Here is a 19,068-nt window from a genome sequence, read left to right as displayed (position 1 = left end):
AGGGATCAAAAATCAGGAGGTCTTATGAACGAATTCAAGAGGTGCATGACCGTGTTTACCCACTCACCCTTTAAAGTGCGCTTAATGCTGCTGAACATGCTGTGCGATATGTTTAACGGCAAACCGCATCAGGATGACAAACCTTCCCACTAAGCGGCGTCGCGGTACGCCGCTTCATTTTCCCGTCACATTTTCGCTGTAAACTGGCTTCCAGCCGCCCTATTCCCGATCTTTTTTACGGATTTGCAATCCCCTTCGCAAAACATCTGCTTAGCAACTGTTGATATTATTTAGCGCTCGCACTATCTTCTTGCAGCCCTGCACAATTTGCGGCTCGCTGAAGCGGACCCTCATTCCCTCTCCACGCACTGTCAGGCAGGTTATGACCCTTGACGCCAGGGTGAGCACATGGCGTTTTCATCCATGATAGTGACCTATGAATTTAACCCTGATAGATACCGTTGTGACCCGCAGCCGGGCCTTAAGCCCGTGGACGGGGTTTTACTTTTTGCAGTCATTACTGATTAACTTTGCGCTCGGTTATCCCTTTAGTCTGCTCTACGCGGTGGCCTTCACCTGCATTCTGCATGTGCTGTGGCGAGCCGCGCCGCGCGCGCAAAAAGCATTAATCGGCATCTGTTCGCTGGTTGCGGCACTCTATTTCCCGTTTGGTCAGGCCTACGGCTCGCCAAACTTTAATACCCTGCTGGCGCTGCACTCGACCAATATGGAAGAGTCGACGGAGATCCTGACGATCTTCCCGTGGTACAGCTACGTGGTCGGGCTCTTTATCTTCGCGCTGGGCGTTATCGCCATTCGCCGTCAGCCGGGCGAGAAAAAATCCTGGGGTAAGATCGACATACTCTGTCTGGTGTTCAGCGTTGCCGTGGCGTTTGTCGCCCCCATCCAGAATATTCCCTGGGACGGTAAGCTAAGACTTATTAACATCGGCTATCCGGTTTTCCGCTTCGTGAAAGACGTCGTTGTAAATAATAAAGAGGTTCTCGACGAACAGGCCCGCATGGCTGAGCTTTCCAATATGAAAGACACCTGGAACGTGCTGGCCGTTAAGCCGAAATATCACACCTATGTGGTGGTGATTGGCGAAAGCGCACGTCGCGATGCAATGGGGGCGTTTGGCGGCCACTGGGACAACACCCCGTTCGCGAGTTCGGTCAAAGGCACCCTGTTTACCGATTATGTCGCGGCCAGCGGCTCAACGCAGAAATCGCTCGGCCTGACCCTTAACCGGGTGGTGGATGGCAAACCGCAGTATCAGGATAATTTCGTCACCCTGGCAAACCGCGCAGGTTTTCAGACGTGGTGGTTCTCGAATCAGGGGCAAATTGGCGAATACGATACGGCCATCGCCAGCATCGCCAAACGGGCTGACGAAGTGCAGTTCCTGAAAAACGGCGACTTTGAAGCTGACAAAAACACTAAAGACGAAGCGTTGCTGAAAATGACGGCGCAGGTCTTCGCCACCCCGCGCACCCAGCCTCAGCTGATCGTCTTGCACCTGATGGGATCGCACCCGCAGGCCTGCGATCGGACCGGCGGGAAGTACGCGGAGTTCGTGCAGTCCAAAGAGACCTCCTGCTATCTCTACACCATGACGCAAACTGACGACCTGCTGAGCAAGCTCTACGATCAGCTGCGCAATACGGGCGACAGTTTCTCCCTGGTCTATTTCTCGGATCACGGACTGGCGTTTAAAGAGCGCGGCAAAGAGGTGCAGTATCTGGCGCACGATGACAAGTTCCAGCAGAACTTCCAGGTGCCGTTTATGGTGCTGTCGAGTGACGATAAAACGCATCGCGTCATTAAAGCGCGTCGTTCAGCGAATGATTTCCTGCAGTTTTTCTCGCAGTGGACGGGGATTACCGCCGGGCAGATAAAAAACGCTTACCCGTTTGTCTCTAACAAGAAAGCTCCCCAAGTGTACGTTACCAACTTCAAGTTACAGAAAGTTGACTACAACCATCTGGGTACGGATATTTTTGATATTAAGAGTAAGTAGCGGTCTGATGTCCTCTCCCAGGCCCTCTCCTACAGGGCTGAGGCCTGCACGGACGACTCCCTCTCCCTTGAGGGAGAGGGATGGGGTGAGGGGGAACATACGGCTCTGGTGGTCATTCCGTTCACTTTATGTTCCTTGCTACTCTGTAACGACATCACCGGTGAACGTGCCAGGGTGGCTCAGTCTGCACTGAACCCCATATCCAGGACACCAGATCATAGAATCTGGAGGTCCTTATGAGATATCCCTTCCACATCCGTCTTGAGGCTGTTCAGCATTACATGACTGGCCAGTCGAGCATTAAAGAAACAGCCCGTCTGTTCAGTGTTGGCCGAACACCTCTTACCCGCTGGATACGGTCTTACAGGCGTCAGGGGAAGGCCGGGCTGGAGGACCGTCCTGCACGGACCTATACTTCAGCTTTCAGGCTCCGCGTAATCCGTTATGTTGCTGAACACGGGTGCAGCTATGCGGAAGCTTCAGCGCGCTTTGCCATTCCAAATGAGTCGCTCATTCTCGACTGGACAAGACGTTACCGGAAAGGCGGCGCACAGGCGCTTAATACAGCCAAATCCGGGCCCGCTATGTCACAGAAAAAGTTTATACCTGACTCCAGACCGCTCAGTGAGATGACTCCCTCAGAACTTCTGAGAGAGCTGGAATATCTGCGGGCGGAAAACGCATATCTAAAAAAGCTCAAAGCCCTGAGGGAAGAAAAAACTCTCAGGGAACAGCAGAAAAAGCGCGAGTGATACAGAGTCTGCTTGCAGACCACCGACTTGTTTACCTGCTCTGTGCCGCAGGGCTGGCGCGCAGCACGTATTATTACCAGATATCCAGGCCCGCAGGTGAGCCGGTTCGGTATGCGGCTGCTGTCAGTGCTATGTTCACGATCAGTCAGAGAAACGCCCAATGCTATGGTTACCGAAGAATGACGGCGGCACTGCGTAATGAGGCCTTCACGCTGAACCATAAAACGGTTCGTATATTGATGAAAAAGTATGATCTGACATGCCAGTTGCGCCGAAGAAAATACCGTTCCTGTATGGCCGGTGGTGGCCCGGCTTCCGATAATCTTCTTGCTCGCAACTTCAGAGCCGAACGCAGTGGGATAAAGTGGTGCACAGACGTGACGGAGTTCCGTGCCGGTGGTCAAAAACTGTTCCTTTCGGCCCTTCAGGATCTGTTCAATAATGAAATTGTGGCCTGGCAAACATCAACCAGTCAGTCGCAACCTCTGGTCTGCAGGATGCTAAAAAAAGCGCTTAATGCATGCAGAAACAAAGAAGGTGCGATGTTGCACAGTGATCAGGGCTGGGCTTACAGAACGCCTGTCTGGCGCAGAATGCTGGCTGATGCAGGCATAACACAAAGTATGTCGCGTAAGGGCAACTGTCTGGATAATGCAGTGATGGAAAACTTCTTCAGTCACCTGAAAGTAGAGATGTATTACAGGAAAAAATACAGTTCAGTGAAAGAGCTTGAAAGCGATATTGGCAGGTATATTCGCTATTACAATACCGAACGAATCAGTTTAAAAACGGGCGGGATGAGTCCGGTTGAATACCGGACTCTGACAGAACAACAATGAAAGCATGGTGTCCAGGTTTAGGGGTTCAGTGCAGTCGCCACCACCCTGGCGACCCGGGCTCCCGGCGGTAAATCGCCGCTTCGCGGTACCCTCAGCTTATTCCTTCAGGCTATCGGGTCGGGCATGAGCCTGCATCCTTGCAGGCCACGCCCTCTCGGCGCATCCCTGCGCCTTGCCCCGGCCTTACGGAAACGCTTCGGCGATTTACAGCCGGACCATAGCATCGCTGAAGGTTAATCATTTCACTTCAAAACCTGAATCGCTTCTGGTTTAAAGTTACCTGGGATCTTTCCCCACAGCGGGAGGGAACAAAATAAAAAAAATCCGCCACAGTGGGCGGATTTTTCATTTAATCACCGAAGTGATTAGAAGCGGTAACCTACGCCCGCGATCCAGGTGCCAACGTCAACGTTGCGGATACGGCTCTGCTCATAGGAGAAGTCCAGAGCAACGTCCTGGATTGGGTTGAACTGCAGGCCTGCGCCATAGGAGAAGCCGTAGTCGCTGTTGCTTGCAGTGCGGTTCAGACCTTCGTTTTCGGTCTGCTGGAATTTACCGTAGCCAACACCTACAACACCGTAGATGCTTGCCCAGTCGTTCAGACGGTAAGCTGGGCCCGCGGTGATACCGTAGTACTGGCCTTTGTTGTATGCGCCGTTTTCAGAACGATCTTTCTCGGTGTAGGTGAAAGAACCGATCACGCCCAGTGGGTTGTTATCCTGCTCGTAACGATACTTCAGGTTGAAACCGTTAGCTTTGTTCATCACGCCCTGATAGTCGCTCTGAGCGTAACCACCAGTAACAGTAGAAGTAGCAGCTGCAGCGGTACCTGCGGAAACAGCCAGTACAGCGGCCAGTGCTGAAAGACATGCAATTTTTTTCATAACCACCTCAAATGTGATCCAAGTAAGTCCGTAAGTTTTAAATATATCAAAAAAATTTGCGAAACTCTTTGTGATTCGTGATGTCTAATGAAACCTTTCCTGTAACAGAACGTTTCCAGCATCAGCTATCTCTTTCAAATCACATGCAATTTTCACTACTAAATGCGCATAGTGCGCGTCTGCGCAGTTACATTCATCCAGATTATTCCTAATCTGACAGGCGATAAATCCACCAGCGCTTAACCATTTTACGGATTTCACCTGTTTTTTTTTCAACAGTACCTCAACCGTAGCCGCATATTTCCTTTACACTGCAACCTTTACCTCATTTGACATAAGCTGACAGGAGAAAGGATGCCTGGGTTATCCCGCACGTCGTCGGTCTGGTTGCCGGTAGCCGTCATACTCATTGCCATGTTGTCCATTCAAAGCGGCGCCTCGCTGGCAAAATCGCTTTTTCCGCTGGTTGGCGCGCCCGGGGTGACCGCCCTGCGTATTGTGCTGGGCACGGCAATACTGGTGGTCATTTTTAAACCGTGGCGTCTGCGCTTCAAAAAGGAGCAGCGTTTACCGCTGCTGTTTTATGGACTCTCCCTGGGGGCAATGAACTACCTGTTCTACCTCTCCATCCAGACGATACCGCTGGGTATTGCCGTCGCGCTGGAGTTTACCGGCCCGCTGGCGGTGGCGCTGTTCTCCTCCCGACGTCCGGTCGATTTTATCTGGGTCGTGTTAGCCGTACTGGGCTTATGGTTCCTGCTGCCGTTGGGCCAGAGCGTTTCTGAGATTGATCTGACGGGCGCAGCGCTGGCGCTGGGCGCAGGTGCCTGCTGGGCTGTCTATATCCTCACCGGCCAGCGCGCAGGGGAAGAGCACGGTCCGGCGACCGTTGCGTTGGGCTCCCTGATTGCGGCCATCGTGTTTGTGCCCATCGGTATGGCGCAGGCGACAGAGTCTATCTGGCAATGGTCCGTCATGCCCATCGGTCTGGCGGTCGCGATTCTCTCTACCGCACTCCCCTATTCTCTGGAGATGATTGCGCTGACGCGTCTGCCGACACGCATATTTGGCACCCTGATGAGTATGGAGCCTGCGCTTGCCGCGATTTCCGGGATGGTGTTTCTCGGCGAAACCCTGACATTGACCCAAACGCTGGCGCTCTGCTCGATTATCGCGGCATCAATGGGCTCGACGCTTACCATGCGTCCGGAGCCAAAAGTTGAGAAAGTGGATATCAACTAAGGCCATATATTCTGCATGGCTTCCACGCCATGCAGAATAAAGGCCAGAAACACAGGCGTTATAATTTCTTACACACTCACGCCTGCCAGCAAAATATTCCTCTGCGTTAACTTCCCCATTCAGCAATTAAGATTGATCTGTATCAATTTATAAATTATCCAATACTTTCAATAAATTAAATTCTCAACCTCCTTCTCGCTATTAAACCGATAGGCACAGCCAAACCGCAGAGAAAAAATCCGGTGCTATACTTAGTTCCGTAATTACCTGGGACATAAACATCAAGAGGATATGAGATTATGAGTACCGCTAAACTGGTGAAAACGAAAGCGTCTAATCTGCTTTATACCCGTAACGATGTATCGGACAGCGACAAAAAAGCGACCATTGAGTTGCTGAATCGCCAGGTGATCCAGTTCATCGATCTTTCGCTGATCACCAAACAGGCCCACTGGAATATGCGCGGTGCAAACTTTATTGCCGTTCATGAAATGCTGGATGGCTTCCGCACAGCACTGGTTACCCACCTCGATACGATGGCTGAACGTGCCGTTCAGTTAGGCGGCGTGGCGCTGGGCACCACACAGGTGATCAACAGCAAAACCCCGCTGAAAAGCTATCCGCTGGATATCCACACCGTTCAGGATCACCTGAAAGAGCTGGCGGACCGCTATGCGATTGTGGCGAACGATGTGCGCAAAGCGATTAGCGAAGCGAAAGACGAAGATACCGCAGACATCTTCACCGCCGCGTCCCGCGATCTGGATCAGTTCCTGTGGTTCATCGAATCTAACATCGAATAATTCATACGAATTTTCTATCAAACCCTCGCCCTTCGGTGAGGGTTTTGCACATCTATGGTGCACGTTTTTTGCCTGAGAACGTGCAAAAGTGAAGAAATTGTAATAATCACCTCACACAACCGTTAACGGAAGATTGTTTTTTCGTCAGAATTTACGCTAAATATCTCCCCGTCAGTTGAGCCAAACGAAGCGCACCAAAACAGTGCTCCACTTTGGTGCAATAAGACCTCATTGCCCCATTTATTGTGCAATGCATGACATCATCCCCTTTGCAAAACAATAGCTTGTAAAGTTGGCACGATTTTTTCATTGTGCCACCTGTTCTCGCAGGGGATCGCCCCGTGGATATAAAAGGAAATGCTATGAAGTCTGTATTAAAAGTTTCACTGGCTGCACTTACCCTGGCTTTTGCGGTGTCCTCTCAGGCTGCCGACAAACTGGTTGTGGCGACCGACACGGCGTTCGTTCCGTTTGAATTCAAACAGGGTGATAAATACGTTGGTTTCGATGTGGATCTGTGGGCCGCCGTCGCAAAAGAACTCAAACTGGATTACACCCTGAAGCCGATGGACTTCAGCGGCATTATTCCGGCACTGCAAACCAAGAACGTTGATCTGGCGCTGGCGGGTATCACCATTACCGACGAGCGTAAAAAAGCGATCGACTTCTCTGATGGCTACTACAAAAGCGGCCTGCTGGTGATGGTCAAAGCCGATAATAACGACGTAAAAAGCGTGAAAGATCTCGACGGCAAAGTGGTAGCAGTGAAGAGCGGCACCGGTTCGGTTGATTACGCGAAAGCCAATATCAAAACCAAAGACCTGCGTCAGTTCCCGAACATCGACAACGCGTACATGGAACTCGGCACCAACCGTGCTGACGCTGTTCTGCACGACACGCCGAACATCCTTTACTTCATCAAAACAGCCGGTAACGGCAAGTTCAAAGCCGTTGGCGAGTCTCTGGAAGCCCAGCAGTACGGTATCGCGTTCCCGAAAGGCAGCGACGACCTGCGCACGAAAGTTAACGGCGCGCTGAAAACGCTGAAAGAGAACGGCACCTATAACGAAATCTACAAAAAATGGTTCGGTACCGAGCCTAAATAATTTCACCTGAATTCAGGTTTGTAACGCCCGGTGGCGCTGCCGCTTACCGGGCCTACGTTTTTCGTTTTTCACCACGGTATACAGGAATACATCATGCAGTTTGACTGGAGCGCCATCTGGCCTGCCATTCCACTCTTGCTTGAAGGCGCTAAAATGACCCTGTGGATTTCGGTCCTGGGTCTGGTTGGCGGGTTGATTATCGGTCTTGTCGCCGGTTTCGCCCGTACCTACGGTGGCTGGATTGCAAACCACATCGCACTGGTTTTCATCGAAGTGATCCGCGGCACCCCTATTGTCGTGCAGGTCATGTTCATTTACTTCGCCCTGCCTATGGCATTCACTGACCTGCGCATCGACCCGTTCAGCGCAGCCGTCGTCACCATTATGATCAACTCAGGCGCCTACATTGCGGAAATCACCCGCGGTGCGGTGCTGTCGATTCATAAAGGTTTCAGTGAAGCCGGTCTGGCATTAGGCCTTTCGCGTCGCGAAACGATCCGCCACGTTATTCTGCCGCTGGCGCTGCGTCGCATGCTGCCACCGCTGGGTAACCAGTGGATCATCAGCATTAAAGATACGTCGCTGTTCATTGTTATCGGCGTGGCCGAACTGACCCGTCAGGGGCAGGAGATCATTGCTGGCAACTTCCGCGCGCTGGAAATCTGGAGTGCGGTGGCCGTGGTCTACCTGATCATTACTCTGGTTCTGAGCTTCGTTCTGCGTCGTCTTGAAAGAAGGATGAAAATCCTGTGATTGAATTTAAAAACGTTTCCAAGCACTTTGGTCCAACCCAGGTGCTGCACAATATCGATCTGAACATCCAGCAGGGTGAAGTGGTGGTCATTATCGGGCCGTCCGGCTCCGGTAAGTCGACCCTGCTGCGCTGCATCAACAAGCTGGAAGAGATCACCAGCGGCGACCTGATTGTCGATGGCCTGAAGGTGAATGACCCGAAAGTGGATGACCGTCTGATTCGCCAGGAAGCCGGCATGGTGTTCCAGCAGTTCTACCTGTTCCCGCACCTGACGGCGCTGGAGAACGTGATGTTTGGCCCCCTGCGCGTGCGCGGTGCCAACAAAGCGGCGGCAGAAGCGCTGGCCAAAGATCTGCTGGCGAAAGTCGGCCTGGCTGAACGCGCGCACCACTACCCTTCCGAGCTGTCCGGTGGTCAACAGCAGCGCGTGGCAATTGCCCGCGCGCTGGCGGTCAAACCGAAACTGATGCTGTTTGATGAGCCTACGTCCGCACTCGACCCGGAGCTGCGCCACGAGGTGCTGAAGGTCATGCAGGATCTGGCGGAAGAAGGGATGACGATGGTTATCGTGACCCACGAAATCGGCTTCGCTGAGAAAGTGGCGTCCCGCCTGATCTTTATTGATAAAGGCCGTATCGCGGAAGACGGTAACCCGCAGGAATTGATTGCGAACCCGCCGAGCCCGCGTCTGCAGGAGTTCCTGCAGCACGTCTCCTGATCCCTCGCTTGACGCTAAAGCCGGGCTTGCCCGGCTTTTTTACGCCAGATTGTTCCCAAAAATCCCCCTCCGCGTCCCGACTTCTATACTTATCATTTTGTTCGACATTTTCACCGGAGGACGCCGTGCCGTGGATCCTGTTGCTGTTGATTAGCCTGTTTAGTGCGCCATCGTTCGCCGTCGCGATCCCCGGCGTGACCACCGGAACAACCGCCAGTCAGCAAAGTACGCCCCCTCCTGAACCCGATGTCGAACAGAAAAAAGCCGCCTACAGCGCCCTCGCCGACGTCCTTGAGAACGACACCTCCCGGCAGGAACTCATCAGCCAGCTGCGGAAAGTGGCCGCCACGCCGCCGCAGGAGCCAGTGCCTGTCATCACCCCTCCCCAGGTGGAGGAACAAAAAACGGTGCTGGAAAATGTCACCGACGTGAGCCGACACTATGGGGAAGCGCTCTCCTCGCGCTTTGCTCAGCTCTACCGCAACCTGATTGGCTCACCGCATAAGCCGTTTAACCCACAAACGTTTACCGCCGCCGCCACGCAGTTCCTGATGCTGGCCGGTGCAGTCTTCCTTTTTTACTGGCTGGTGCGCCTGTGCGCGTGGCCGCTGTACCGCAAAATGGGGCAATGGGGACGCAGAAAGAATCAGCAGAAAAGCAGCTGGCTGCACCTGCCGTTGATGATAGCCTCAGCGTTTATCATTGATTTACTGCTGCTGGCGCTGACGCTGTTCTTAGGCCAGATGCTGGCCGACAGGCTGAACGCGGGCAACAAAACCATCGCCTTCCAGCAGTCGCTTTTCCTGAATGCCTTTGCCCTGATTGAGTTCTTCAAGGCGCTGCTGCGGCTACTCTTTTGTCCCCACGTGCCGGCGCTGCGTCCTTTCGCCATCCGGGATGAAACGGCGAAGTACTGGGCGCTGCGCCTGAGCGTGCTCAGCGGGCTGATTGGCTACGGTCTGCTGGTTGCCGTGCCGATCATCTCCAACCAGGTGAACGTCCAGTTTGGCGCGCTGGCAAACGTCATTATCATGCTCTGCATTACCGTCTGGTCGCTGTACCTTATCTTCCACAATAAAAAGACCATCACTGAGAGCCTGTTGCATCTGGCCGATCGTTCCCTCTCGTTCTTCAGCCTGTTTATTCGCGCATTCGCCCTGGTGTGGCACTGGCTGGCAAGCGCCTACTTCATCGTATTGTGCTTCTTCTCGCTGTTCGACCCGGGAAACAGCCTGAAATTTATGATGGGGGCAACATTCAAAAGCCTGGCGATTATCGGCATTGCGGCGTTTGTGTCGGGGCTGCTGTCGCGCTGGATCTCGAAAACCATCACCCTGTCGCCGCAGGTACAGCGTAATTACCCGGAACTGCAAAAACGGGTAAACGGCTGGATGTCGGTATCGCTGAAGGTGGCGCGCATCCTCACCGTCTGCGTGGCGATTATGCTGCTCCTGAATGCGTGGAGCCTGTTTGATTTCTGGAACTGGCTGCACAACGGTGCGGGTGAGAAAACGGTCGACATCCTGATTCGCATCGCGTTGATTTTGTTCTTCTCTGCCGTCGGCTGGACGCTGCTGGCGAGCCTTATCGAGAACCGTCTGGTGTCGGATATTCATGGCCGTCCCCTGCCCAGCGCGCGGGCAAGAACGCTGTTAACCCTGTTCCGCAACGCGCTGGCGGTCATTATCAGTACCATCACCATCATGATTGTGCTGTCGGAAATCGGGGTGAATATCGCCCCGCTGCTGGCAGGTGCCGGTGCCCTGGGGCTGGCGATCTCCTTCGGGTCGCAAACGCTGGTGAAGGATATTATTACCGGCATCTTTATCCAGTTTGAGAACGGGATGAACACGGGCGATCTGGTGACCATCGGGCCGTTAACCGGCACCGTTGAGAGGATGTCGATTCGCTCGGTGGGCGTGCGCCAGGACACCGGGGCGTACCACATCATTCCCTGGTCCTCGATAACCACCTTCGCCAACTTTGTGCGCGGCATTGGTTCCGTGGTGGCGAACTACGATGTGGATCGTCATGAGGATGCCGATAAAGCGAAGCAGGCGCTACGCGATGCGGTAGAAGAACTGATGCAGATGGAGGACATTCGCGGACTGGTGATTGGCGAGCCGTCATTTGCCGGCATTGTCGGGCTGACGAACACGGCCTTTACCCTGCGCGTGTCGTTCACCACCCAGCCGCTGAAGCAGTGGACGGTGCGCTTTGCGCTCGACAGCATGGTGAAAAAACACTTCGATCTGGCGAACGTGCGGATGCCGGTCCAGACCTATCAGGTACTGCCGCCGCCCGCAGCGCCGCTGCCACCGCAGGAGCCGACGCTGTAGCCTCGTGGCCGGGTGGCGGCTTCGCCTTACCCGGCCTACGACGGCGTTCTATTTGCGACGTTTGTTATTGTCCATAAACGTCCAGGCAATAAAGCGGCTTTGCTTCTGGCCCTGCGCCATCTCTTTTTTCACCACTTTTACGGCACCCGCTTCGGTGAGCGCGCGGTAGAGTGGCGGCAGGTTATCTCCGCGGGAAACCAGCGTCGTGAACCACTTCACCTGACGACCAAACTGTTTGCTTTCCGCAATCATGCGCAGGATAAATGCCACTTCGCCGCCTTCACACCATAATTCCTGCTGCTGACCGCCGAAGTTCAGCGCGGCATCTTCCGCCTGACCCAGGTTGCGGCGCTTGCGCTCGCTGCCCGCACGGGCCGCGGCCGCCGAATCATGGAACGGCGGGTTGCACATCGTGGCGTCATAACTTTCATTTTTGTGAATGATACCGTTGAAGATCGACGCCGCCTCTTTCTGACGACGCAGACGAATGGCGCGGCTTAACCCAGGGTTCGCGCTGATAATCGCCTGGGCGCTGGCAAAGGCCTCGGCACCGATTTCGCTTCCGGTAAAGCGCCAGTGGTATTCATGCGCGCCGATCAGCGGGTAAATCAGATTCGCCCCGGTGCCAATATCCAGAATGGTGGCCTGCTCTGGAACAACGCCCTCATTACCTTCGGCAAGAAGGTCGGCAAGGTGATGCACGTAATCCGCGCGGCCCGGCACAGGTGGACAGAGAAAGCCTTCGGGAATATCCCAGTTCGCCACACCGTAATAGTGTGCAAGCAGCGCTTTGTTCAACATTTTAACCGCCTGGGGGTCAGCAAAGTTGACCGAAGGTTCACCCGCGGGGGTCTGGACAATGTAGTCCTGCAGCGGCGGGCAGCTCAGGCATAACGCATTCATGTCGTAGCGGCTGCGGTGGCGATTTCGTGGGTGCAATCCCGGCTTTTGGGAAGTCATGGCGTTCTCCTTTAAACAGCGGCGTAAGATACCCTTTGCTGGCCCAACGGTAAATCTTTCTCTGCATCGATTAAAAATTCGACATAAATCAAACACCTTTATGTCTATGATCTGTCAGCGAAATGTCAACTGATGTTGTTCAAAAAATAAGCAGATCATCATCAAATATTTGCGCTAAGTCACACTCCTCCGGCTTCTAAACTTAAGGGGAATCACCTGTTGTTTCCTCATGAGGATGTGATTATGAAAAAGTATCTGACCCTTGCTGTTATCGCTGCCGCCCTGGCGACCGCGTCATTCTCTGCGATGGCCGTTCAGTCGCTGACCCCGAGTACCGACACCAGCCAGCTCCGGCCTGCGGGCACCGTCTCGGTAAGCCGTGCCAGCAACCTTGACGATCTCCAGTCTAAACTTGCCGAAAAAGCCCGTCAGGAAGGTGCAAAAGGCTTCGTGGTGAATTCCGCTGGCGGCGATAACCATATGTACGGCACAGCGACCATTTATAAATAATCTGCTTTTTTCCCCAGACTGCATCTGTCCAACGGGTGCAGTTCCCTTCCCCCTCGCCTTGACTGTTCGTTTTTTAACCCCATATTAAAAGCAGGGCTGAACCAATATCAGGAGGGCATAATGGCTTCCGGCTGGGCAAATGATGATGCCGTTAACGACCAGATCAACAGTACAATTGAAGATGCGGTAGCGCGTGCTCGCGGTGAAATTCCGCGCGGCGAAAGCTTAACTGAATGCGAAGAGTGTGGAGACCCTATTCCCGAGGCGCGCCGAAAAGCCATCCCCGGCGTAAGGTTTTGCATCACCTGCCAGCAGCATAAAGATTCGAAAAACTCATCGCACTCGGGATATAATCGCAGGGGTTCGAAAGACAGCCAGTTACGTTGACTTTCCTTTACCTAAGTTAACCGCACAGGCCCTTACCTTTACGCTCACGATTTTTAGCGAACCGCGTAGCAAAATGTGCCCTTCATCTTTCTTCTGTAAAGCGCATCAACAAGAAGTGTAAATCGCCAGTTTGAATTTATTAATATTCAATAAGTTATTTGTCATTCAATTTTTTTGAGCAACCACGTCAATTCTCTTCGATTTTATCCCTCGCAAAAAACCGTGATACTTATCACATCGACGGAACATCGTCCCCTTAACAGAAACACCTGCGAGAGATTAATTATGAAAACCATCAAATATGCTGTAGCTGCTGTTGCCCTGTCCGCTCTGTCCTTCGGCGCTTTCGCCGTAGAGCCAGTCTCTTCAACTCAGGCACAGAACATGAATAAAGTCGGTGTGGTAAGTGCTGATGGCGCGACCACGCTGGACGGTCTGGAAGCCAAACTGGCTGAGAAAGCGGCTGCTGCCGGTGCAAGCGGATACACCATTACCTCCGCTAACGGCAATAACAAGCTGAGCGGTACCGCGGTTATCTACAAATAATCGCCTGAACGAATGCTGTCCCCTCGCCAAACCCTCTGGTGAGCTGCTCCAACCCTCATTGACCCTGTTGTTTGTTACCCTTGCTTGCCCGTCCGCCACTGGACGGGCTTTTTTTTAGTTAAAAAGACTGCGCCACGCGCGCCAGACCATCCTCTATCGAGTCCACCTCGCCCGTCGCCAGCAGACAGCAGGCCATCTGCTGCGTAATGGCGTGCGGAACAGGGACCTGGCCCGCCAGACACTGGGTGATCCAGTGGGCGGTGGTGTGCGGATCTTTGGCTTCGGGCAACGCCACATCACGATTATCCGTCCCGCGCTCCAGAATGACGCGCGCGCCGGCAGAATCAATGTGCACAATCTGCGGGCAGCGCTGCGGGTTGGCATACACCTCCCCTTCGGTGCCGTGCATCAGTAAAGCGCGCCCGCCAACCTCTTCAAAGAACTTGCCGACTCGCGTCACGTACTCCGGATGAGAGACGCTGGAAAGCCGCAGCGCGGCATCTTCGCCAAACGGCGTTGCCAGTTTTGCCAGCGTGTGGGCGCTGTTACGCACCCCCATACGCCAGCGCATATCCAGTTGCTTTTCCAGCGGCGGGCAGAACGCACCAACCGGAATATAGACCGGCTGATGCCCGTCAAGCTTCGCCTGTGCCTGACCCGCATGAAGGGTCGGCTTGATGTCCAGCAGCTCAAAGATGGTTTGCGTCAATACGCGCGTGGGATCTTCACTTACGCCGTGTACGACAACCGGGAATCCAAGCTTGTGCAGTAAAATCGCCAGCAGCGGCGTCAGGTTTGCCTGTTTACGCGCCCCGTTATAGCTGGGGATGACAATCGGCATCGGCTTTGCGACTGGCGGCGTTAAGCGCATCGTTTGCGCCTGCATCGCCTCGTAAAAACCGCGCATCTCCGCTTCACCTTCCCCTTTAATACGCAGCGCGATCAGGATGCCGCCCATCTCCAGATCTGGCACATCGCCATTCAGCATGTGCGTATAGAGTGCCTTAGCCGTTTCGTAATCCAGGTCGCGCGCATGATTTTTGCCCCGCCCTACCTCTTTGATAATTTTGCGATAATCCACGTCTTTTCTCCTGACTACGTCATCTTGTGAACACTATAGTCCTGAAGAAGCGCTGGCCGATAGTTTTTTATGAAGACAATCAACCCGCTGATTTTTTAGCAGTTAACGAAAGACAAGCTTTATTTCAATTATTTGTGATTTCTATAGAAGATTCTAAAGCATATCTTTTTTGATTAAATAGTCGCCGAAACACTATTGAGGGTCACGGTGAAAACGTCCAGGCAACGTTTTTACCCGAAACACACCAGGATTGACTATGAACAAGGTTGCTTTAGGTTTATTTATCGCTGCAACGATAGGGTGTTCTGCATCCGCCTTTGCGGCAACAAACGGTGAAGGACAGATTAACTTTACCGGCGAAATTATTGATTCTGCCTGTCAGGTAGTAAATGGATTAAGCGATCCACTCAACGTCCAGTTAGGCAAAGTTTCTAAAACGGTATTCACCGGTGCAGGCTCCACCAGCACACCAACAAAATTTGATATTCAGTTAAAAGATTGTCCGGAGACGGTCACCTCTGCAGCAATTAATTTTGGCGGTACGCCAGATGCGAATAACAGCACCACGCTGGCGTTAACGGCAGATGCGAATGCCGCAACCGGCGTCGCCATTCAATTGCTTGACTCATCTGAACAACCCGTCAACTTATATACGCCTTCCCGCGCGTATCCACTCAACGCAGGAAGTACGGTTAACGATCTGGAATTTGCAGCGCGATATATTCAGACGCAGGCTGCCGTTACGGCTGGCCCTGCTAACTCCGTATCGACCTTCACCGTTATTTATAACTGATATTTTCAATCTGAAGATATTAGCTTTGTGTCAAAGCTAATATCTTTTCTTTATGTTGAGAAATATTTATGCGCCATGGTTATTTACTGAGCACTCTGTTACTGGTAGCCGCGACCGCTCATGCGGGAGTCATTATTAATGGCACCCGCCTGGTCTACCGGGGAGATAAAAAGGAGTCATCTCTTGGTATTTCAAATCCAGATACAACGGATTATCTGGTGCAGTCCTGGGTTGAAACCGACAGTAAAAATCATGCCGCTGCGCCATTCCTGATTACACCGCCCCTGTTTCGTCTTGATGCGAAAGAGGATAACGTACTGCGCGTCGTTCGCACCGGCGGAAATTTACCGGAAGATCGCGAATCGCTGTACTGGTTAAATATTAAAGCGATTCCCTCATCAAAGCACGTGGAGGGGGTGAATACGCTGCAAATTGCGATTAATACGCGCATCAAATTACTCTACCGTCCATCGTCCGTTAAGGGCAAGCCGGAAGAGATGGCGGATAAGCTGGAATGGCATCGTGAAGGCAACGATCTGGTCGTTAATAATCCGACCCCCTTCTATATGAATTTCCAGAGCGTGGCGTTGAATGGTCATAAAATCACGAAAGCCACCTGGGCCGTGCCTGAAACCGGAACGCACATTACCCTGCCAGCCAATACGGGTGGCGATACTGTGACGTATTCCATTATTACGGATTACGGCAGCATCAGCAAAACCTGGACAAAATCCGTTCATTAATTTCATATCTGATAACGCATTAAAATAATCATGTACAGCCATAAAAAGCCGTTCACCTGGCAATTATTCACGCTGCTGACCCTGCTATGTGGTCTGGCAGCCGTGTGTTTTGCGCAGTTCGCGTGGGCTGATGATTATTTTAACCCGGCACTGCTGGATATTGACAACCCTCAGCAGACCAAAACGGATCTCTCCGTATATGAAAAAGGGCCTGGACAGGCGCCGGGGAAATACCAGGTCGCGATCTATATTGATAATAATAAAATCGACACCCGTGACGTGACGTTTACATTGCAGCAGGATAGCCGGGGCAACAGTTCGCTTCAGCCTTGTTTTAGCCTCGAAGAGTTAAAAAGTTTGGGCATCAAAACCCAAAAATACCCGCAGTTAATGGCAAAGGGTTCGTGTGCCGACTTAAGCGCCATCCCTTCGGCATCGGCCTCGTTCCACGTTCGGAATCAACAGCTGCTCCTGAGCATACCGCAAACGGCACTGGGCCAGGTGCCACGCGGCTATATCGATCCCAAAGAGTTTGATGAAGGGATCACCGCAGGCTTATTAAACTACAGCGCCAACGCCAGCCAGAGCCACGCTCGCCAGCAGGGCGAAGAGGATAACAGCAGCCAGTACGTCAATTTGCGCCCGGGCTTTAATGTCGGGGCCTGGCGCGTACGCAACTATTCCACCTGGAATCGCAGCACGACGGGCAAGGAAGAACAACAGAAGTTCTCCTCCGTCTATACCTATGCCCAGCGCGATATCGTGTCGATGAAAAGCGATCTCACCGTCGGGCAGAGCTCTTCGCCTGCCGATGTGTTCGACAGCGTGCCCTATACCGGGGTGCAGATTAACTCCGACAGCGACATGCTGCCGGACAGCGAAAAAGGCTATGCGCCGATTATTCGCGGAACGGCGCACAGTAACGCGCTGGTGATGGTTCGCCAGAACGGCTATGTCATTTACCAGAACACCGTTGCCCCCGGCGCGTTTGAAATTAACGATCTCTACCCTACCGGCAGCAGCGGCGATCTGCAGGTGACCGTAAAAGAGACCGACGGAAGCGAAAGCCACTTTGTGGTGCCCTACGCGTCGGTGCCGGTATTGCAGCGTGAAAAAAACCTGCGCTACAGCGTAACCGCAGGCCGCTACCGCTCGTATGACAGCGACGTCGAGAAAACACCGTTTGCCCAGGGGAGCGTAATTTACGGCTTACCTTACGGATTCACCGCCTACGGCGGCGTGCAGCAGAGCAGCCATTATCAGTCTCAGGCGGTGGGCGTCGGTAAAAACATGGGAGATTTAGGCGCCTTCTCGCTCGACGTCACCCGCGCAAAAGCGCTGCTGAAAAAACAGCAGTCCAGCAAAGGGCAGTCTGCGCGCCTCCGCTACAGCAAAGATTTTGCGGGATCGGGGACGAATTTTTCCGTGGCGGGCTATCGCTACAACAGCAAAGGGTTCTACACGCTGGAAGACACCATGGAATCCTATACCCGCTCGGATGACTGGTCGGCACCGCAGCAGCGCCGCGAGCGTGAAGAAGCCACCATCGACCAAACCCTGCCCGAAGGCTGGGGCTCAATGACGCTGAGCCTGGTCAAAGAGACCTACTGGAGCCAGAGCCAGGACATGACCTCAATGAGCGTCAGCTACAACAACAGCTGGCACGGCGTGAGCTACAGCCTGAGCTACAGCATGAATAAGAATACCGACGACAGCGATGAAAACGGGAATTCCGTCTCCAACGACAACCAGTTTTCACTGAGCGTCTCCGTGCCGCTCGATCGCTGGATGCATAACACCTGGGCAACCTACAACCTGAACAATACCAAAGACGGCACGACGCAGAACATTGGCCTTAACGGCACGGCACTGGCCGAAGATAACCTGAACTGGAACATCCAGGAGGGGCTTAGCCGCACCGGTAGTGGAAACTCGACCAGCATGAACGCTGACTACAAAGGCACCTACGGCGAGCTCAGCGGCGGCGTGAGTCAGGACAACTATCAGCAGAGCGTAAACGTCGGCGTGCAGGGCGGCGTTATCGCCCACGCCAACGGCATAACGCTGAGCCAGCCGCTCGGCGAAACGATTGCACTGGTCAAAGCGCCGGGCACCCACGGTACGCACATTGCCAACCAGACCGGCGTTGAAACCGACTTCCGCGGCTATACCGTGGTGCCGTTCGTCACGGCCTACCGCCATAACACGATTGCCCTGGACACCGAAACACTGCCGGACGACGCCGACGTTACCCACGCCGCGCAGGTTGTTACCCCGACCCGCGGCGCGGTGGTGCGCGCCAGCTTTAACACCCGCGTGGGAAACCGGGTACTGATGGTGCTCACGCAAAACGGGAAACCGCTGCCCTTTGGCGCAACGGTGACCACCGACGATAAGGACAGCGAATTTATCGTGGGCAGCGGCGGCCAGACCTACCTCTCCGGCATGCCACAGCACGGCACGCTCTCCGTTTCGTGGGGTGAAGGTGCCGGCGAACATTGCGTCGCTGAATACGCCCTCACGGATGAGAAAGACAAAAACAGCATCATTAACGCTGCCGCGCAGTGTCATTGATTCACCGTGAAGGCTTA

18 protein-coding genes are annotated in these 19,068 nt (G+C 53.5%); 15 read left to right on the top strand and 3 right to left on the bottom strand.

The features are described 5' to 3' along the window. Window positions 1-24: 24 nt before the first annotated feature. The 3 genes from mntS to ABFV38_RS06775 all read left to right on the top strand — a co-directional run bounded on the left by mntS (window position 25) and on the right by ABFV38_RS06775 (window position 3,611). The gene (gene mntS, locus ABFV38_RS06785) at window positions 25-153 is read left to right on the top strand and encodes a manganase accumulation protein MntS (RefSeq protein WP_008501175.1); all 129 of its coding nucleotides are present in this window, start codon (window positions 25-27) and stop codon (window positions 151-153) included. 283 nt (window positions 154-436) lie between these two features. Next, the gene (locus ABFV38_RS06780) at window positions 437-2,020 is read left to right on the top strand and encodes a phosphoethanolamine transferase (protein ID WP_063621229.1); all 1,584 of its coding nucleotides are present in this window, start codon (window positions 437-439) and stop codon (window positions 2,018-2,020) included. 236 nt (window positions 2,021-2,256) lie between these two features. Next, a protein-coding gene (locus ABFV38_RS06775) for an IS3 family transposase (protein ID WP_348958899.1) occupies window positions 2,257-3,611 on the top strand; the annotation gives its coding sequence in 2 pieces (ribosomal slippage) (window positions 2,257-2,707 and window positions 2,707-3,611; 1,356 coding nt in all). Between the two features lie 365 nt (window positions 3,612-3,976). Here the strand turns inward: ABFV38_RS06775 and ompX are convergent. After that, on the bottom strand, window positions 3,977-4,495 hold the full coding sequence (gene ompX / locus ABFV38_RS06770; protein ID WP_348958897.1) for an outer membrane protein OmpX: 519 nt from the start codon (window positions 4,493-4,495) through the stop codon (window positions 3,977-3,979). A 354-nt stretch (window positions 4,496-4,849) separates the two neighbouring features. Here ompX and rhtA point away from each other — a divergent pair, with 354 nt between their 5' ends. From rhtA to ybiO, 6 genes are all read left to right on the top strand, one after another. After that, entirely contained in the window at window positions 4,850-5,737 is an 888-nt protein-coding gene (gene rhtA, locus ABFV38_RS06765; RefSeq protein WP_008501172.1) for a threonine/homoserine exporter RhtA, read from the top strand. 299 nt (window positions 5,738-6,036) lie between these two features. Beyond that, complete coding sequence (gene dps, locus ABFV38_RS06760; protein ID WP_008501171.1) at window positions 6,037-6,540, top strand: DNA starvation/stationary phase protection protein Dps; 504 nt, start codon at window positions 6,037-6,039, stop codon at window positions 6,538-6,540. Between the two features lie 362 nt (window positions 6,541-6,902). Further along, window positions 6,903-7,646, top strand: coding sequence for a glutamine ABC transporter substrate-binding protein GlnH (gene glnH, locus ABFV38_RS06755; RefSeq protein WP_023310880.1), 744 nt, complete (start codon window positions 6,903-6,905; stop codon window positions 7,644-7,646). A 93-nt stretch (window positions 7,647-7,739) separates the two neighbouring features. After that, window positions 7,740-8,399, top strand: a complete 660-nt coding sequence (glnP, locus tag ABFV38_RS06750; RefSeq protein WP_003858462.1) for a glutamine ABC transporter permease GlnP — start codon at window positions 7,740-7,742, stop codon at window positions 8,397-8,399. Continuing rightward, the gene (glnQ, locus tag ABFV38_RS06745; RefSeq protein WP_023292945.1) at window positions 8,396-9,118 is read left to right on the top strand and encodes a glutamine ABC transporter ATP-binding protein GlnQ; all 723 of its coding nucleotides are present in this window, start codon (window positions 8,396-8,398) and stop codon (window positions 9,116-9,118) included. The genes glnP and glnQ overlap by 4 nt, the downstream gene beginning before the upstream one ends. Window positions 9,119-9,243: 125 nt before the next feature. Further along, window positions 9,244-11,457 carry a mechanosensitive channel protein gene (gene ybiO, locus ABFV38_RS06740; protein ID WP_048962135.1) on the top strand — a complete coding sequence of 738 codons (2,214 nt, stop codon included), beginning with the start codon at window positions 9,244-9,246 and terminating at the stop codon, window positions 11,455-11,457. Window positions 11,458-11,505: 48 nt separating this feature from the next. On the opposite strand, the gene rlmF is transcribed toward ybiO, so the two are convergent. Beyond that, complete coding sequence (gene rlmF / locus ABFV38_RS06735; protein WP_045909507.1) at window positions 11,506-12,417, bottom strand: 23S rRNA (adenine(1618)-N(6))-methyltransferase RlmF; 912 nt, start codon at window positions 12,415-12,417, stop codon at window positions 11,506-11,508. A 243-nt stretch (window positions 12,418-12,660) separates the two neighbouring features. Between rlmF and mcbA the strand changes: the two genes are divergently transcribed. The 3 genes from mcbA to ybiJ all read left to right on the top strand — a co-directional run bounded on the left by mcbA (window position 12,661) and on the right by ybiJ (window position 13,860). Further along, complete coding sequence (gene mcbA / locus ABFV38_RS06730; protein WP_045909506.1) at window positions 12,661-12,927, top strand: DUF1471 family periplasmic protein McbA; 267 nt, start codon at window positions 12,661-12,663, stop codon at window positions 12,925-12,927. A gap of 120 nt (window positions 12,928-13,047) precedes the next feature. Further along, window positions 13,048-13,314, top strand: coding sequence for a DksA/TraR family C4-type zinc finger protein (locus ABFV38_RS06725; RefSeq protein WP_048962138.1), 267 nt, complete (start codon window positions 13,048-13,050; stop codon window positions 13,312-13,314). A gap of 285 nt (window positions 13,315-13,599) precedes the next feature. Then, a complete protein-coding gene (gene ybiJ / locus ABFV38_RS06720; RefSeq protein WP_023310874.1) occupies window positions 13,600-13,860 on the top strand; it encodes a DUF1471 family protein YbiJ in 261 nt (86 codons plus the stop codon). A gap of 118 nt (window positions 13,861-13,978) precedes the next feature. On the opposite strand, the gene ybiB is transcribed toward ybiJ, so the two are convergent. Beyond that, entirely contained in the window at window positions 13,979-14,941 is a 963-nt protein-coding gene (gene ybiB / locus ABFV38_RS06715) for a DNA-binding protein YbiB (protein WP_045909504.1), read from the bottom strand. Window positions 14,942-15,197: 256 nt separating this feature from the next. Here ybiB and ABFV38_RS06710 point away from each other — a divergent pair, with 256 nt between their 5' ends. From ABFV38_RS06710 to ABFV38_RS06700, 3 genes are all read left to right on the top strand, one after another. Continuing rightward, the gene (locus ABFV38_RS06710) at window positions 15,198-15,734 is read left to right on the top strand and encodes a fimbrial protein (RefSeq protein WP_348958893.1); all 537 of its coding nucleotides are present in this window, start codon (window positions 15,198-15,200) and stop codon (window positions 15,732-15,734) included. 68 nt (window positions 15,735-15,802) lie between these two features. Continuing rightward, a complete protein-coding gene (locus ABFV38_RS06705) occupies window positions 15,803-16,477 on the top strand; it encodes a molecular chaperone (protein ID WP_252073969.1) in 675 nt (224 codons plus the stop codon). Window positions 16,478-16,507: 30 nt separating this feature from the next. Beyond that, the gene (locus tag ABFV38_RS06700) at window positions 16,508-19,051 is read left to right on the top strand and encodes a fimbria/pilus outer membrane usher protein (protein WP_348958891.1); all 2,544 of its coding nucleotides are present in this window, start codon (window positions 16,508-16,510) and stop codon (window positions 19,049-19,051) included. The last annotated feature ends 17 nt before the right edge of the window (window positions 19,052-19,068 follow it).

It is taken from the genome of Enterobacter cloacae complex sp. Mu1197 (genome assembly GCF_040059225.1).
Taxonomy (GTDB): Bacteria; Pseudomonadota; Gammaproteobacteria; order Enterobacterales; family Enterobacteriaceae; genus Enterobacter; species Enterobacter quasiroggenkampii.
Note: the sequence above shows the minus strand (reverse complement) of the source record. Positions and strands in the feature narration are given on the sequence as shown.

Bases quoted from the DNA above. Each gene is read 5' to 3' on its own strand.
- mcbA (WP_045909506.1), top strand. From the start codon at position 12,661: ATGAAAAAGTATCTGACCCTTGCTGTTATCGCTGCCGCCCTGGCGACC.
- ybiJ (WP_023310874.1), top strand. From the start codon at position 13,600: ATGAAAACCATCAAATATGCTGTAGCTGCTGTTGCCCTGTCCGCTCTG.
- glnH (WP_023310880.1), top strand. From the start codon at position 6,903: ATGAAGTCTGTATTAAAAGTTTCACTGGCTGCACTTACCCTGGCTTTT.
- rhtA (WP_008501172.1), top strand. From the start codon at position 4,850: ATGCCTGGGTTATCCCGCACGTCGTCGGTCTGGTTGCCGGTAGCCGTC.
- ABFV38_RS06780 (WP_063621229.1), top strand. From the start codon at position 437: ATGAATTTAACCCTGATAGATACCGTTGTGACCCGCAGCCGGGCCTTA.
- ABFV38_RS06725 (WP_048962138.1), top strand. From the start codon at position 13,048: ATGGCTTCCGGCTGGGCAAATGATGATGCCGTTAACGACCAGATCAAC.
- rlmF (WP_045909507.1), bottom strand. From the start codon at position 12,417: ATGACTTCCCAAAAGCCGGGATTGCACCCACGAAATCGCCACCGCAGC.
- glnP (WP_003858462.1), top strand. From the start codon at position 7,740: ATGCAGTTTGACTGGAGCGCCATCTGGCCTGCCATTCCACTCTTGCTT.
- ABFV38_RS06700 (WP_348958891.1), top strand. From the start codon at position 16,508: ATGTACAGCCATAAAAAGCCGTTCACCTGGCAATTATTCACGCTGCTG.
- ABFV38_RS06710 (WP_348958893.1), top strand. From the start codon at position 15,198: ATGAACAAGGTTGCTTTAGGTTTATTTATCGCTGCAACGATAGGGTGT.
- ABFV38_RS06705 (WP_252073969.1), top strand. From the start codon at position 15,803: ATGCGCCATGGTTATTTACTGAGCACTCTGTTACTGGTAGCCGCGACC.
- dps (WP_008501171.1), top strand. From the start codon at position 6,037: ATGAGTACCGCTAAACTGGTGAAAACGAAAGCGTCTAATCTGCTTTAT.
- mntS (WP_008501175.1), top strand. From the start codon at position 25: ATGAACGAATTCAAGAGGTGCATGACCGTGTTTACCCACTCACCCTTT.
- ompX (WP_348958897.1), bottom strand. From the start codon at position 4,495: ATGAAAAAAATTGCATGTCTTTCAGCACTGGCCGCTGTACTGGCTGTT.